Here is a 13153-nt window from a genome sequence, read left to right on the forward strand (position 1 = left end):
GTGTTAACGCCGCTCTACGTAATAAAGCATGCCCAGACCGACCAGCAAAAACAGCAAGGTCGGGCTGATGGCACTGACCAGCGGTGGCCAGTCATTGAGTACGCCCAGGTGTACAAAGACGCGGTTCATGATCTGGTAGACCACGCCTAAAAAAATCCCGGCAAAAATTTTGGCGCTGATGCCACCGGCGCGCTGTTGCAAAAAGCCAAACGGCAAGGCCAGCACCACCATGACCAGGCAGGCCAGTGGATAAACCAGCTTTGCCCAGAGTGCGACCTGGTAACGCGTGCTGCGCTGCCCATTTTGATGCAGATATTGAATAAAGCTATACAGGTTCCAGGCCGACATCTTTTCTGGCAACACCAGCAGCACATTTAACAATTCTGGCCGGATCAGCGATTCCCAGCGCGTCTGCTTGAAAAACTGCGAAGTGACCGAGTTGTCCTGGATCTGTTTGCTGTGGTTGATATTGGTCTGGGTGACGTTAGACAGCACCCAGTGGTCATCTTGAAAGTAGCCTTTCTCGGCATGGCTGATGTGTTTTAGCTTGAATTGGGGATCGAAATCATAAATACGGATATCCACCAGGCTGGTATCAGGCATCACGGTGCTGACGTTGACAAAGCTGCTGCCGTCTTTAATCCACAAGCCGGATTGAAAATCCTGAGCAACGACGGAGTCCGTGGCCTGTATGCGGATGCGTTGGGCCAGCTTTTCACTGATGGGCGCAATGATTTCACCAATCAGAAATGTCACCAATGCAAATACCAAGCCGATTTTAAGCAGAATCTTGGCAATTGATTGCAATGAAATACCGCTGGTACGCATCACAATCAGCTCCGAGTTACCCGCCATGGCGCCTAACGTATAGACGATGCCGAGCAGCACGGCGACCGGCGCCACTTCATAGATATGCCCAGGAATACTCAGGGCCACATAGATCAGCATGCTATTGATGCCATAGTGACCGCGTCCTAAGCTATCGAGCTCCTGCAGCAGGTCAAAGAAAGAAAACATAGCCAGCAGGCCAAGCAACACCAGCATGATGCTGAAGCTGATCTCTTTCCAGAAGTAACGGTTTAAGCGGGTCAGTGTCATGGCTTAGCTGCGTTTTTGTTTGCGTTTGAGCCAGCTGGGCATCAACGGTTTTAAGTGTTTGCGTCTGTGGTACATATACCAGCCAAGCAACACAAACCCTGCATGTACTGGCCACAATCCAACCCACATTGAGATTTTACCTTGCGTAATCCAGGCTTGGAAAATGCTGAGCAAGTTGTTATAGATAATAAAGATCAGGATCGCAAACATGATGTTGAGCGAACGGCCTGCACGCGGATCGACAAAGCTGAGCGGGATGGCAAGCAAGACCATGACGATGGTGGAGATTGGAATCGCCATACGCCAATGTAATTCTGCGTGATCCGCAGAACTGGCGTCGGTCAGCAGGGATTGCGTAGATTTGATCTGGGCAGTGGTCGTGGTGGGGGCGGTCTCTTTGGTTTCCACCCGGATGTCATAGCGCTCAAACTCGGTGGTCATGACTTCTAGCGTGTTGGGTGTGGTTTCGTAGCGCCGTCCATGCTCCAGCCGTAAAAAGTTATCGCCATTGCTGGCTTTGTAACGTGTGCCCCGATTCGCCGTAATAATGCCAATTTTGCCGTTTTGTTTGGATTGGACAAACACGTTTTTGACTTCGTAGCCGAGTTTGTCAAAGCTTTCAATAAAATAAATGCGGTCGCCGGTACCTGATTCTTTGAATGTGCCTGGGCTGATGGATGACAGCTCGTCACGTTTTTTCAATTGTTCGCGGTAGCTGTCGGCTTTGCCGTTGGCCCAGGGCATAATAAATAGGCTGAATAGGCTGATGATGAGCACGATGGGTGCCAGAAAGCGCATGATAGGCAAAGCCCATTGCCTTAAGCTGAGCCCTGCATTCATCCAGATCACCATTTCCGAATCCCGGTGCCAGCGCGTCAGGGTCAATAATACGGCCAGAAAAACGGCCAGCGACAACATCATGGGCATGAGTTGTACCAGGCTAAAGGTCAGGATGGTGCCAATCGCATCGTTGGGTAAAATACCTCTGGAGACTTGACGCACGATGTTGCCCGCGCGTTGTGCAACGACGATACCGAGAATAATCAGGAAGATGGCAGAAGCTGAAGACATCAGCTCTGCAGACAATGCACGTTTGAAAATTTTCAATTTAAATGCACCGCTTTGAAATCAGCATAAAACACTAGATAATACAACCATCACTTAAGCTAGTTGCATGGAACCAAAAAGGATAAAGATGGAATTTAGCATAAAAAGCACTTCCCCGGAAAAATTGCGTACAGATTGCTTGCTGGTTGGCATTTTTGAAGGCCGCAAACTCAGCGAATTAGCCAAGCTGCTGGATGCCGTGACTGAAAAGGCCATTTCGGCTGCAGTCAAATCTGGCGATATGGAGGGCAAGGCTGGGACCACCCTGATGTTGCGCCAGTTGGCAGGCGTCGCGGCCCCCAGGGTATTGCTGGTCGGCTTGGGAAAAGCCGATGAACTGACCCTCAAAGGCTTGCGCGCCAGTTTCCGCTCAGCGGTGAAAGCGTTGCCAGCGGGGGTAGAAAATATCGCGACTGACTTTGCCGCGCTTGCATTGAAAAAAGTCAGTGTGCAGCAAAAAGCGGCGGCCTTAGCTGAAGTCGTGTTTGATGCCACTTACAAAGTCAATGCGGTGAAAGAAAAGTCGGTAGAACCGCATGCGCTGCAATCCGTCAACCTATTGCTTGAGAAATCCGCACAGGCCGAGGCCGAGTTGGGGTTGGAGCAAGGCCAGGGTGTTGGCCAAGGGGTGGTGCTGGCCAAAGACTTGGGCAATTTGCCACCGAATATCTGCACCCCCAGCTATTTGGGTAAGCAGGCTGAAAAGCTGGCTAAGGACTATGGTTTTAAAGTTGAGGTGCTGGATCAGGCCGCGATTGAAAAGCTGAATATGGGGTCTTTCCTGGGGGTGACCCGCGGCAGCGAAGAGCCGCCACGTTTTATTGTCATGCAGCACCTGCAAGGCAAAAAATCGCAAAAACCGGTGGTGCTGGTCGGTAAAGGCATCACCTTTGATACCGGCGGTATTTCGCTCAAGCCAGGGGCGGACATGGATGAAATGAAATATGACATGTGCGGTGCAGCCTCCGTATTTGGCGTGTTCAAGGCTTTAGGTGAGTTGAAATTGCCCCTGAATGTGATCGGTTTGATCCCTACTTGCGAAAACATGCCCAGTGGCCGTGCTACCAAGCCTGGGGATATCCTGACCAGCATGTCCGGCCAAACCATAGAGGTATTGAATACCGACGCGGAAGGCCGCTTGATCCTGTGTGATGCGCTGACATATGCCGAGCGTTTTGAGCCCGCCGCTGTGATTGATATCGCTACCTTGACCGGTGCCTGTGTGATTGCCCTTGGTCACCACGTTAGCGGTTTGTTTGCCAATAATGATCAGCTGGCCAAAGCGTTGCTAGAGGCAGGTGAGCAAGCGGGTGACCGTGCTTGGCAGATGCCGTTGTGGGATGACTATCAAGCACAACTGGACAGCAATTTTGCCGACATGGCCAATATCGGCGGACGTGCCGCGGGCAGTATTACGGCTGCCTGTTTCCTGTCGCGCTTTGCCAAAAAGTATGACTGGGCGCATCTGGATATCGCAGGCACTGCCTGGAAATCCGGTAAGGATAAAGGCGGCACTGGCCGACCAGTGCCATTGCTCATGAGCTACCTGTTGGCGCAAGCTGCGCAATAAAAGGCATGACCAAAATTCGTTTTTATACGGATGTGCCTGATACGCCTGCATTGATGCAGCATTTGATCTTGCAGGCGGTGGCCAGGCAGCGCAGTGTGACCGTCTATTTGCCAGATCGGCAGCAGGCGGAACAATTGAGTGCCACCCTCTGGCAGCAGCCGGTGGAAGGATTTTTGCCGCATGTGCTGGCAGATGCTGACCATGCGCCGCTCACGCCTGTGCATCTTGCCTGGGCGCCGGAACAAATCTTGCAGGATGATTTATTATTTAACTGCCAAACAGCATTGCCCAAATTTTTTAGCCGGTTCCGGCATGTGTTTGAGGTGATTGGGCAAGACGAAACTGAAAAAGCGGCTGGCCGCCAACGCTGGGCGTTTTACCGTGATCGTGGCTATGAGATTCAGCATATCAAGTCCATGCAATCACAAGCATAAGGGGGAGGGTGTGTGGAAACTTCAGAAATTCCGGTATTAACCAAGGTCGTTCAAAAATCTGCGGCGCCAGTAGCAGAGGCTGTGATGCCAGACATGAACGAGCTGGTAGTGTTGCTCAAACAGGCTTTATTGCCAGAGATCACGCAATTGGTGACTGCACAGTTGCGTGAGCAATCCAATACCGCACTGGAGCAACAGCAGCAAGCGCTGACCCAGCATGCCCACACTTTGCAACAAACCGTCCTCTCGCAGGCGCAAACCCAAATTGGCGAAAGCATACAATCGATAGAGCAGGCTTTCCGTGAAGCGATGGGGAATGTCAGCAAGCAACAAGTAGACGGCCTGGAAGCACAACTGACGCAGATGGCAGAAAGTCAGTTAGACCAAGTGCAACAACGTGAACTCGCTTTTACGCAAGGGCTGGAAAATAAGGCAGCACAGCAATTGCAGGCGATGGAAGATAAGCTGGTCCAGCTTAACGATGCCCAGCAGGCGACTTTGGCCGCGACTGAGCAAACACTACTTGAGCGGCTGGAACAAAACAGCCAGCAATGGCTGGATGAGCGGCTGGCCAATGTCATGGAGCAACAGCAAGCTGAACTCGAAAGCCGGGTATTAGCCTTGCGTAGCCAGCTGGAAGCCGATTTGGAAACGCATCTGCAACAATTGCAAGAGCAAGCCAAATCCCGCTTATCTGCCAGTCATGAGCTGTCGGCGGCGACGCTGGCTGCAGACTATAAACAGTCATTGCAGCAGGTATTTAACGAGTTGACTGCACAGCAACTGGAGGCGTTCAAACAGGGCCTGCAGGCGGAAGTTTCAGCCCATGCGCCTGGTTTGCAAGAAAAAGTCGCTGCCCTGGTGGCTGCCCAACTGCAAGAGATGGAAGGCGACATGAACAAGCGCCTCAAGGCACGGATTCTTGAGGTGTTGCAGGGCATCAAGTTTGTGATGCCTACTGTTTAAACCGTTGGATTGGTGAGCGTTAATACCACAGGCGTGTGATCACTGGGGCGTTCCAGCTTACGGGGCGTTTTGTCTATAACGCAACTTTCGCATAGTGGTTTGAGGGCGTTGCTGACTAGAATGTGATCAATCCGCATGCCCATATTACGGCGGAATGCAGCCATGCGGTAATCCCACCAGCTAAACTGGCCAGCCTGTTCATTAAACAGCCGGAAACTATCATGCAAGCCTAAATCCAGCAGTTGCTGGAAAGCGGCCCGCTCAGCCGGGCTTACCAGGACCTGTCCTTGCCAGGCCACAGGGTCGTGGCAGTCACGGTCATCTGGCGCGATATTGTAATCCCCCAACAGTACCAGTCTTTCATGCGTACCCAACTCAGTACGCAGCCAGTTTTGCAGCACATTCAGCCACTCAAGCTTGTATTGGTATTTATCCGAATCCAGCGCCTGGCCATTGACGATATAGGCGCAAATTACCCGGACACCTTGTATGGTGGCTGCAATAATGCGCTTTTGTGTGTCGGCATAGTCAGGTAAGTCTAGATGCACAGACTCAATCGGATGCGGGCTCAGGATCGCCACGCCGTTATAGGTTTTCTGTCCATTATGCACAGCATTGTAGCCAGCCTCTTTTAGTGCTGCGTACGGAAATTTGCTATCTTCCTGTTTGGTTTCCTGCAGGCATAGCACATCCGGTTGATTCGCACTGAGCCAGTCCAGCACATGCGGTAAGCGCACGGTCAGCGAGTTAACATTCCAAGTAGCGAGTTTCAACCTTTTCCCCTTAAATTCACCGCAATAAGCCGCGCCATCGTTGATTTGCCGCTATTTTACACGAGCAGCAAAGATCACAGGCATTGCCTGGATGCTGTGCAGTGCTGGGCCGGAAATCTTAGCCACGATGTGTGTGAAATCAATTCTGAGGATACCCCATGGATTCAGTGTCTATTTCGCTAATCCGTTTGGGTTTCTCTGCCGTATAAATACACTTGGGCCTGACAGAGCGCTTTTTATCCAGTCAGGATGTCTTTCATGTTGTCTGGATACGCATGACACGCCGATGGATTGTTTTATTGTGCACCTCGCTACTGGCCATGGTTTGGCCAGCGTTTGCCTATCCGTCATCCACGCCTGAACACGTCCGCTTACAACTCAAATGGCATCACCAGTTTCAATTTGCTGGCTATTATGCGGCCCTGCAACAGGGTTATTACCGCGATGAGGGCCTGGATGTCGAGATTATTGAGGGTGGGCAGTCTATCGATCCTTTGCAACAGGTATTAAACGGCAAGGCCGATTACGCGATTGGGGATTCGGAAATCCTCATTTCACGGTTATCGGGTAAGCCGGTTGTCGCGCTGGCGGCCATTTTCCAGCACTCCCCTTACGTCTTACTCAGCTTGCAAAAAAGCGGTATTAAACGGCCTGAAGATTTAATCGGCAAAAGAATTATGCTTTCTGGCGAGCATGGGCGCCTGCAATTTCAGGCCATGTTGCTTCAACATCATCTGGATATCCAGAAAATGACCATTCTGCCCTACCAATCCGGTCTGGATGATTTGATTGAGGGCAGGGTGGATGCCGTAATGGCTTATGCCACAGACGAACCCATGCAGTTGCGGCAACGAGGCTATATCCCCGCGATCCTCAGCAACCAGGCCTATGGTGCAGACTTCTATGGCGATGTGCTATTCACGACTGAGCAGGTGTTATCGCAACATCCGGCACAAGCTGAGGCTTTTTTACGCGCGACCAAAAAAGGCTGGAAATATGCCTTTAACCACCAGGATGCCATGGCGCACTCCATTGCGAAGATGCCTGGCGTGGTCCAGCGTGACATACAGGCGCAAACCTTATTGCAAGAAGCCCAGCTCATGGCGCCTTATGTATTGTCTGAGATCGTGCCCTGGGGACATATGAACGAGGAGCGCTGGCAGGGGATTGCCCAGACCTATGCTGCGCTCGGTCTGGTCCCGGCTGACTTCCAGCTCAAAGGTTTTGTCTACCACGATGATGTTTCGATAGAGCGCCCTTATGTGAACTGGCTCATACGTGGGGTGTTTTCCTTGGTGCTGGTGGTGACCTTCACCATGTTGTGGAATCTGCAAATGCGCAGGCAGGTCGCTGAACGGACGCGGGCTTTGCAGGATGAAATTGATCAGCGGCGCCAGACGGAATATTTACTGAAAGTAGCTGGCAATGTGGCGAAAATCGGCGGCTGGGTCATCGATCTGCCCTCCCAACGCATGCGCTGGTCCGATGAAGTGGCTGCTTTACATGAACTGCCGCCCGGATCTTCCCCCAGCCTGGAAGAGGGCATGCAACTGTTTATGCCTGCCTACCGCGAACTGATGACCACGGCGCTGCAAAAATGCATGCAAGAAGGCATTCCGTATGATCTGGAGCTGGAAAAGCGCACAGTGAACGGACGACGGTTTTGGGTCCGTGCAATGGGACAAGCGGTGCGTGATCCGCAAGGCCAGATTATCCAGGTGCAGGGGTCGTTACAGGATATTACTGCGCAAAAACAGCTTGAGGCCATCAAGCAGGGACAAGAGAAAATACAGGCCATGCTACTGGCCGATGTGCCTTTGCAAGCCATTTTGCATGCAGCGGTGCAGTTAATTGAAGCGCATTTTTCCGAGGTGTTTTGCGTGATTTTGCAGATGGATCAGGATGGCCGCCATCTGCATCATGCTGCTTCACACCGCTTACCTGACAGCTATGCAAAAGCGATGAATCATCTGCCTGTGGCCGGGCATGGCATGCTGAGTTTGACACAGCACCGGGTGATTGCCGAAGAGATCAGTAGCCATCCGCTATGGGCAGATTATGCGGCCCTGGCGCTTAAACACGGCCTGCGCGCCTGCTGGAGCATGCCGATTGTGTCGCGTAGTCATCGGGTATTGGGCATGCTGGCCATGTACCGCCAGTTGCCACATGTGCCGCAGCCTGCCGAGCTGGATTTGGTTGAGAGTTATGCCCATATCCTGGGGTTGGCGATAGAGCGTGAGCAGTCTGATGAACAATTAAAGTTGCTGCAAAACGGCGTGTCGCGACTCAACGATGTGGTGATGATCACAGAAGCGCCGGTGCAGACGCCCTTGCAACAAAAAATTGTTTTTTTGAACGAAGCGTTTACACGGATCACTGGCTTAGCTGTGGAGCCATTCAATCATCTTTCCCCGTTTGAGCTGTTTAAAAACAGTACGCCAGCCAGTGATTTGCAACGTATCAAGCAAGCCTGGCAGCAGCAATTACCGATCAAAACAGAAGTCGTGACCGTAGACCAGCACGGGAATGGCCTCTCGTTAGAAATGGATGCGCTACCTTTACATGACAAAAGTGGCCGCGTCACGCATTGGGTGGCTGTTCTCAGGGATGTCAGTGAGCGCAAGCGTGCCGACGCACAAATTCGCCAGTTGGCCTATTACGATACCATGACCGGCCTGCCTAACCGGCTGCTGCTGCAAGACAGGCTGGTTGCGCACATCCGTAAAGCGCAACAGAAAAAAACCGGTGGGGCGTTGATGTTTATTGATATTGATAACTTCAAAACACTCAACGATACGCATGGGCATGCGGTCGGCGATGCATTGCTGATTGAAGTCGCCAAACGCATCAAACAATCGGTGCGGCGCCAGGATACGGTGAGCCGCCTTGGGGGTGACGAGTTTGTGGTGGTACTGGATAGTTTGGCCGCGGACGTCGAGCATGCGGAAAAACAGGCGCGAAATATCTGCGAAAAAATCGTCAATGCCTTTAAAAAGCCCTTCAAGCTGGATCACTACCAGCACTATACGACGCCGAGTATAGGCATCGTGTTGTTTGATGCGGCCTATGCCAGCCAAACCGATGAGTTGCTCAGGCGGGCAGATATGGCGATGTATAAAGCCAAAGAGGCGGGTAGAAATGGCTACCAGTTTTTTGATACGCAGATGGAAACCGAGCTCCGCCAGCGCGTTGCACTGGAGGCAGAGCTGCATGAAGCGATGCAAAAACAGGAGTTCATCCTGCATTTGCAACCCCAATACAACCAGCAGCATCAGGTAGTTGGCGCAGAGGCATTATTGCGCTGGCAACACCCGGAACGTGGCCTGATCATGCCTGGTGAGTTTATTGCGATTGCCGAGTCTACCGGCCAAATTGTCGCCTTGGGACGCTGGGTGTTACAGCAAGCCTGCGCCTTGTTACAACAGTGGGCATTCCATCCACAACTCAGTCAAATGGTGCTGGCGGTGAATGTGAGCCCCAAGCAATACCTGCAATCAGGGTTTGTGGCTGAGGTACAACAGTTAGTGGCCCAAGCCAATATCGCCCCGGGCCGTTTAAAACTCGAATTGACCGAAAGTATGCTGATAGACAATGTGGAAGATATCATTGCGAAAATGAATGTGCTCAAAGCCGCGGGCATTTGTTTTTCGCTAGATGATTTTGGCACCGGCTATTCCTCGTTATCCTATTTGAAGCGCTTCCCGTTTGATCAGCTCAAAATTGACCAGTCATTTGTGCGTGATATGTTGCAGGGGCAAGATCATCAAAGTATCGTCAATGCCATTATTTCACTGGGGATCAGCCTGCAACTCGACGTATTGGCCGAAGGGGTGGAGACGGAGGCGCAGCTCGACCTTCTCACCCGTTTGGGATGTAATACGTTCCAAGGCTATTACTTCTCCGTTCCGCAGCGTACGCAGGATTTTGAACGATTGGTCGCAACCGGACGGTCTGTCATGACCGGCTGATGCTTGGTAGGGCCAGCCTCTGACGCACCTTACATAAAAAAACTCCCGGTCAACCGGGAGTATGAGAGAGGACTGTGTTTGGTCGCTAACGGCCAGAAGTGGCGCTCCAGCCTACGACAGTCGCATCAGACTGACGCGCGACCACGGATCAAACGCGGCGTTGATCAGAAGGTAGAGCTCAGCGTGATTATCCAGCGATTATCTGTCAGGTCTTTGGACCGGCTTCCGCCATTAAAACTGGAGCCACCGTAACCTTGGGGACTCCAGTAGCCAGTGTCATTCGCCCCCACATAGTACAGGCCAAGGTTCAGCCCAGTTGTATTCGCTACTGCCAGCGTTTTACTCAATCCAATTTTGTAGTCAGTGTTGTCTGGATTCCCTTTACCAGCAGAGTAAGCACCGTAGGATAGTGGCGTTACCTTCGCCGCTACATCAAGCATCCCAACGTGTCCCACCAGAATCAGGTCATAAAACGGCAGCGGATAGTTGGCATTTAACTCGATGTAAGTGGAGCCACGGCTATCACTGTCAAAACCGGTACTCTTATTGGCGCCAAACCAGTCTGTGAGCGTGACAGAGGCTTTTGCACTAATCCAGTCATAACTGAGGGCAACATTTGCTTCATAAGTGTCAAAGCGCTGGCTACCCACTCTGGTTGCTCCGTCGCTACGTTTACAGTCACATTTGTTCCAATTGCCGCCTGGATAGAGGTAGCCAATTAGCCCGGCTGACCAGGCGAGCTTTTCAACGGCAGCGAAACTGCCATTGTAGCCCGTGTAAATGTCAATCTCGGTGGTACTGTCGACATAGGTTTGTGGCGTGATACTAGACCCCCAAATGCCTGCATAAAAGCCGCTATCATGGGCAAGATCCATCCCGGCCTGCACGGCAGGCTTGTGCCATGACTGAGAGATGCCGCGGGAGTAGTAGTCCGACACAAAGGCCACATTTCTGGATAAGGTCCAGGCCGATTTTTCTTCTGCCTGGCTAAGCGTGGAGACGAAACTTGCGGAGACGAGTGCAAGAGCAAAAAGGATAGATTTACGCATAAATAGGGTCCCTGTTAATAAATAATGTGAGCTCATTCTGCGGATTGCAGTGCCCTGCGGCTATCCCAAATCGGCAAAGATGCCGATAAAAATGGTGATGAGAGGTTTGAGGATTAGATGAGTAACCTGATGCGCAGGCAGCGTTTTTTGCGCCCATGCAATGCACTAAAAATAGGCGCAGCATGCCTAATTGCACCTGGATTGATAACTTTGTGATGGGGGTAACCACTGCTACGAAATAAAAGCGCGCAGGAAATGCTTTGTAAACCTGCATGGCAAGCTGAATGCAGGGTGGTGTGCTCAAGCAGAAGAGTTGGAATGTTATTTGCTAACTCAGCACTACAGTTAGCTCACACAATAATAAAGCAAACTCAGGGATACCATCATGTTAGAACACTGCGCGCGCGCTGCGGCATTATTGACGCTGCCACAGTCAACCTATTTGCATAGGGAAAGTCAGGATTTTGATGAGCAATCTCAGTTCCTGCAAGGCTGGCATCAGGATTATTCACAGCTCTCGGCCGGGCACTTTAATGGCTTTGTGACCCACGTGCACTTGCCTGAGGTGTCACTATTCCTTGAGTTTACTAATCAGCAACTCCATCAACAAGGTTACCTGAATGAGGAGACAATCTCTATCGGGGTGCCGATGAATAGCATCCAAAAGGGCATGTTTTGTGGCAGCCTCTGCGAGCAGCAGGCAGTGCATATTTTTTCTGGCAGAAACGGTTTTGAGTTTGTTTCGCCCGCAAACCTGACCATCGGCTTGATGGTGATTTCGAGAAAGTTTCTGATGCAGTATTTGTCCGATGACGATCAGGAGCGACTGGATCAGCAGTGCCAGCACGCCAAGATTTTATATTTGAGTCAAACAAAATATCAGAACCTGGTCCGATTTGTGCGCTCTGTCTTTACGACGCTCAAGGCCCTGCCCGGCTTTATTCAATACCCTACGCTGGTGCAAGAAACACAAATGATGGCTTTACAAATGGTGGCCGATACCTTGCTCTGTGACGATTCGGCGCCGAGGACGGTTTATTATCAGCATCAATCCTGGCAAGTGGTCACCAAAACCCGAAAAATCGTGCGTGAACGCCAGGATGATCCTATCAGTGTCGTCGAGTTGTGCGAGTCTTTGGCCATGAGTCACCGCACCTTGCAATACCATTTTCAACGGACTCTGGAGAAAAGTCCGGTCGTCTACCTGCGCACTGAGCGGCTGAATGGTGTCCGCCAAATGCTGAGGCACGCCAACTCCGTGACGGAGGCAGCCACGTCATGGGGGTTCTGGCATTTTGGACATTTTTCGCAGGAATATAAAAAGATGTTTGGGGAAGCGCCCTCTACAACCTTCAAGCGCTTTCATGAGTGATGCAGTGATTTAGCGTTATTGGCCAGAAGACGCGTCTTGAACCATGACGACATCGCTTTCATCTTTGAGCGCCACGCCGGACAATTTTAAACGGTTGGCTTCTTTTGCCAGCCATAACAATTTTTTTGCGGCGGCGGCATAACCCAGGCCATCTGGCCTGACATTGGAAATACAGTTCCTGTCCGCATCACTCCGGCCATGCCGTGGCTGATGCGTCAAATAAATCCCCAGACTATCCGGCGAGCTGAGTCCAGGCCGTTCACCAATCAGCATGGCCACCATGTTTGCGCCTAGCATTTCGCCCACTTCATCGGCCAGTGCAACCCTGGCCTGGGAGGCAATCACCACCGGCCCCAGATGCCATTCAGCAGGGGCTTGCGCATGAATTTCCTGCAATAACGGCAGCGCGTGATTTTTGATCGCCAGTGAAGACAAGCCATCCGCCACCACCAGTAATAAATCAATCGCTTGTTTTGGTTTGGCTGCTTTGAGGTGTAGCACGCTGTCTTCACTCAGTTGACGGCCCCAATCGGGCCTTAATAAATAAGAGGCCCGGTCTGTTGCCTTGCTCTGAACCTGATGGACCTCGACTGACAATGTCGCCTGAATTTGCGCCATCAACGCCTGAGTATCCAGGCCAAGATGAACCGCATCCCTGGCCAATGCATGGCTCAAGCTGAAGTCCAAAACCTCTTGCGTAGGCAGGCTGCTGCCTACCCGGCCGAGGGCAATCCGCGCTTGCGTGAAACTTTTAAGCTGTGACCAGGGATCTTCACTGACGATGCCTGTGCTAGGGTCTGCGGGAGGTTGATGCAT

10 protein-coding genes are annotated in these 13153 nt (G+C 51.7%); 5 read left to right on the forward strand and 5 right to left on the reverse strand.

The features are described 5' to 3' along the window. Window positions 1-3: 3 nt before the first annotated feature. Complete coding sequence (gene lptG, locus ACIDF8_RS00625; RefSeq protein ID WP_412008721.1) at window positions 4-1098, reverse strand: LPS export ABC transporter permease LptG; 1095 nt, start codon at window positions 1096-1098, stop codon at window positions 4-6. 3 nt (window positions 1099-1101) lie between these two features. Next, on the reverse strand, window positions 1102-2205 hold the full coding sequence (gene lptF, locus ACIDF8_RS00630) for an LPS export ABC transporter permease LptF (RefSeq protein WP_412008722.1): 1104 nt from the start codon (window positions 2203-2205) through the stop codon (window positions 1102-1104). A gap of 88 nt (window positions 2206-2293) precedes the next feature. On the opposite strand from lptF, the gene ACIDF8_RS00635 reads away from it, so the two are divergent. Genes ACIDF8_RS00635 through ACIDF8_RS00645 form a run of 3 tightly spaced genes read left to right on the forward strand, consistent with a single transcriptional unit; the run spans window position 2294 to window position 5175 of the window. Next, on the forward strand, window positions 2294-3775 hold the full coding sequence (locus tag ACIDF8_RS00635) for a leucyl aminopeptidase (RefSeq protein WP_412008723.1): 1482 nt from the start codon (window positions 2294-2296) through the stop codon (window positions 3773-3775). A 5-nt stretch (window positions 3776-3780) separates the two neighbouring features. Then, complete coding sequence (locus ACIDF8_RS00640) at window positions 3781-4209, forward strand: DNA polymerase III subunit chi (protein ID WP_412008724.1); 429 nt, start codon at window positions 3781-3783, stop codon at window positions 4207-4209. A 12-nt stretch (window positions 4210-4221) separates the two neighbouring features. After that, window positions 4222-5175 (forward strand): hypothetical protein, encoded by a 954-nt coding sequence (locus tag ACIDF8_RS00645; RefSeq protein WP_412008725.1) that lies wholly within the window; start codon window positions 4222-4224, stop codon window positions 5173-5175. Here the strand turns inward: ACIDF8_RS00645 and xth are convergent. Next, the gene (xth, locus tag ACIDF8_RS00650) at window positions 5172-5948 is read right to left on the reverse strand and encodes an exodeoxyribonuclease III (protein WP_412008726.1); all 777 of its coding nucleotides are present in this window, start codon (window positions 5946-5948) and stop codon (window positions 5172-5174) included. The two genes, ACIDF8_RS00645 and xth, sit on opposite strands and share 4 nt — an antisense overlap. A 275-nt stretch (window positions 5949-6223) precedes the next feature. On the opposite strand from xth, the gene ACIDF8_RS00655 reads away from it, so the two are divergent. Continuing rightward, window positions 6224-9916, forward strand: coding sequence for an EAL domain-containing protein (locus ACIDF8_RS00655; protein WP_412008727.1), 3693 nt, complete (start codon window positions 6224-6226; stop codon window positions 9914-9916). Between the two features lie 164 nt (window positions 9917-10080). On the opposite strand, the gene ACIDF8_RS00660 is transcribed toward ACIDF8_RS00655, so the two are convergent. Further along, the gene (locus ACIDF8_RS00660) at window positions 10081-10965 is read right to left on the reverse strand and encodes a TorF family putative porin (RefSeq protein WP_412008728.1); all 885 of its coding nucleotides are present in this window, start codon (window positions 10963-10965) and stop codon (window positions 10081-10083) included. 385 nt (window positions 10966-11350) lie between these two features. Between ACIDF8_RS00660 and ACIDF8_RS00665 the strand changes: the two genes are divergently transcribed. After that, window positions 11351-12337, forward strand: a complete 987-nt coding sequence (locus ACIDF8_RS00665; RefSeq protein WP_412008729.1) for a helix-turn-helix domain-containing protein — start codon at window positions 11351-11353, stop codon at window positions 12335-12337. Between the two features lie 15 nt (window positions 12338-12352). On the opposite strand, the gene eutC is transcribed toward ACIDF8_RS00665, so the two are convergent. After that, complete coding sequence (eutC, locus tag ACIDF8_RS00670) at window positions 12353-13153, reverse strand: ethanolamine ammonia-lyase subunit EutC (protein WP_412008730.1); 801 nt, start codon at window positions 13151-13153, stop codon at window positions 12353-12355.

Origin of the sequence: Methylophilus sp. 3sh_L, assembly GCF_046766015.1 — a bacterium.
GTDB lineage: Bacteria > Pseudomonadota > Gammaproteobacteria > Burkholderiales > Methylophilaceae > Methylophilus.

Excerpts from the sequence above, each read along its gene's own strand:
- lptG (WP_412008721.1), bottom strand. The coding sequence starts at position 1,098 with ATGACACTGACCCGCTTAAACCGTTACTTCTGGAAAGAGATCAGCTTC.
- ACIDF8_RS00635 (WP_412008723.1), top strand. The coding sequence starts at position 2,294 with ATGGAATTTAGCATAAAAAGCACTTCCCCGGAAAAATTGCGTACAGAT.
- ACIDF8_RS00640 (WP_412008724.1), top strand. The coding sequence starts at position 3,781 with ATGACCAAAATTCGTTTTTATACGGATGTGCCTGATACGCCTGCATTG.
- ACIDF8_RS00655 (WP_412008727.1), top strand. The coding sequence starts at position 6,224 with ATGACACGCCGATGGATTGTTTTATTGTGCACCTCGCTACTGGCCATG.
- ACIDF8_RS00660 (WP_412008728.1), bottom strand. The coding sequence starts at position 10,965 with ATGCGTAAATCTATCCTTTTTGCTCTTGCACTCGTCTCCGCAAGTTTC.
- ACIDF8_RS00665 (WP_412008729.1), top strand. The coding sequence starts at position 11,351 with ATGTTAGAACACTGCGCGCGCGCTGCGGCATTATTGACGCTGCCACAG.
- eutC (WP_412008730.1), bottom strand. The coding sequence starts at position 13,153 with ATGCATCAACCTCCCGCAGACCCTAGCACAGGCATCGTCAGTGAAGAT.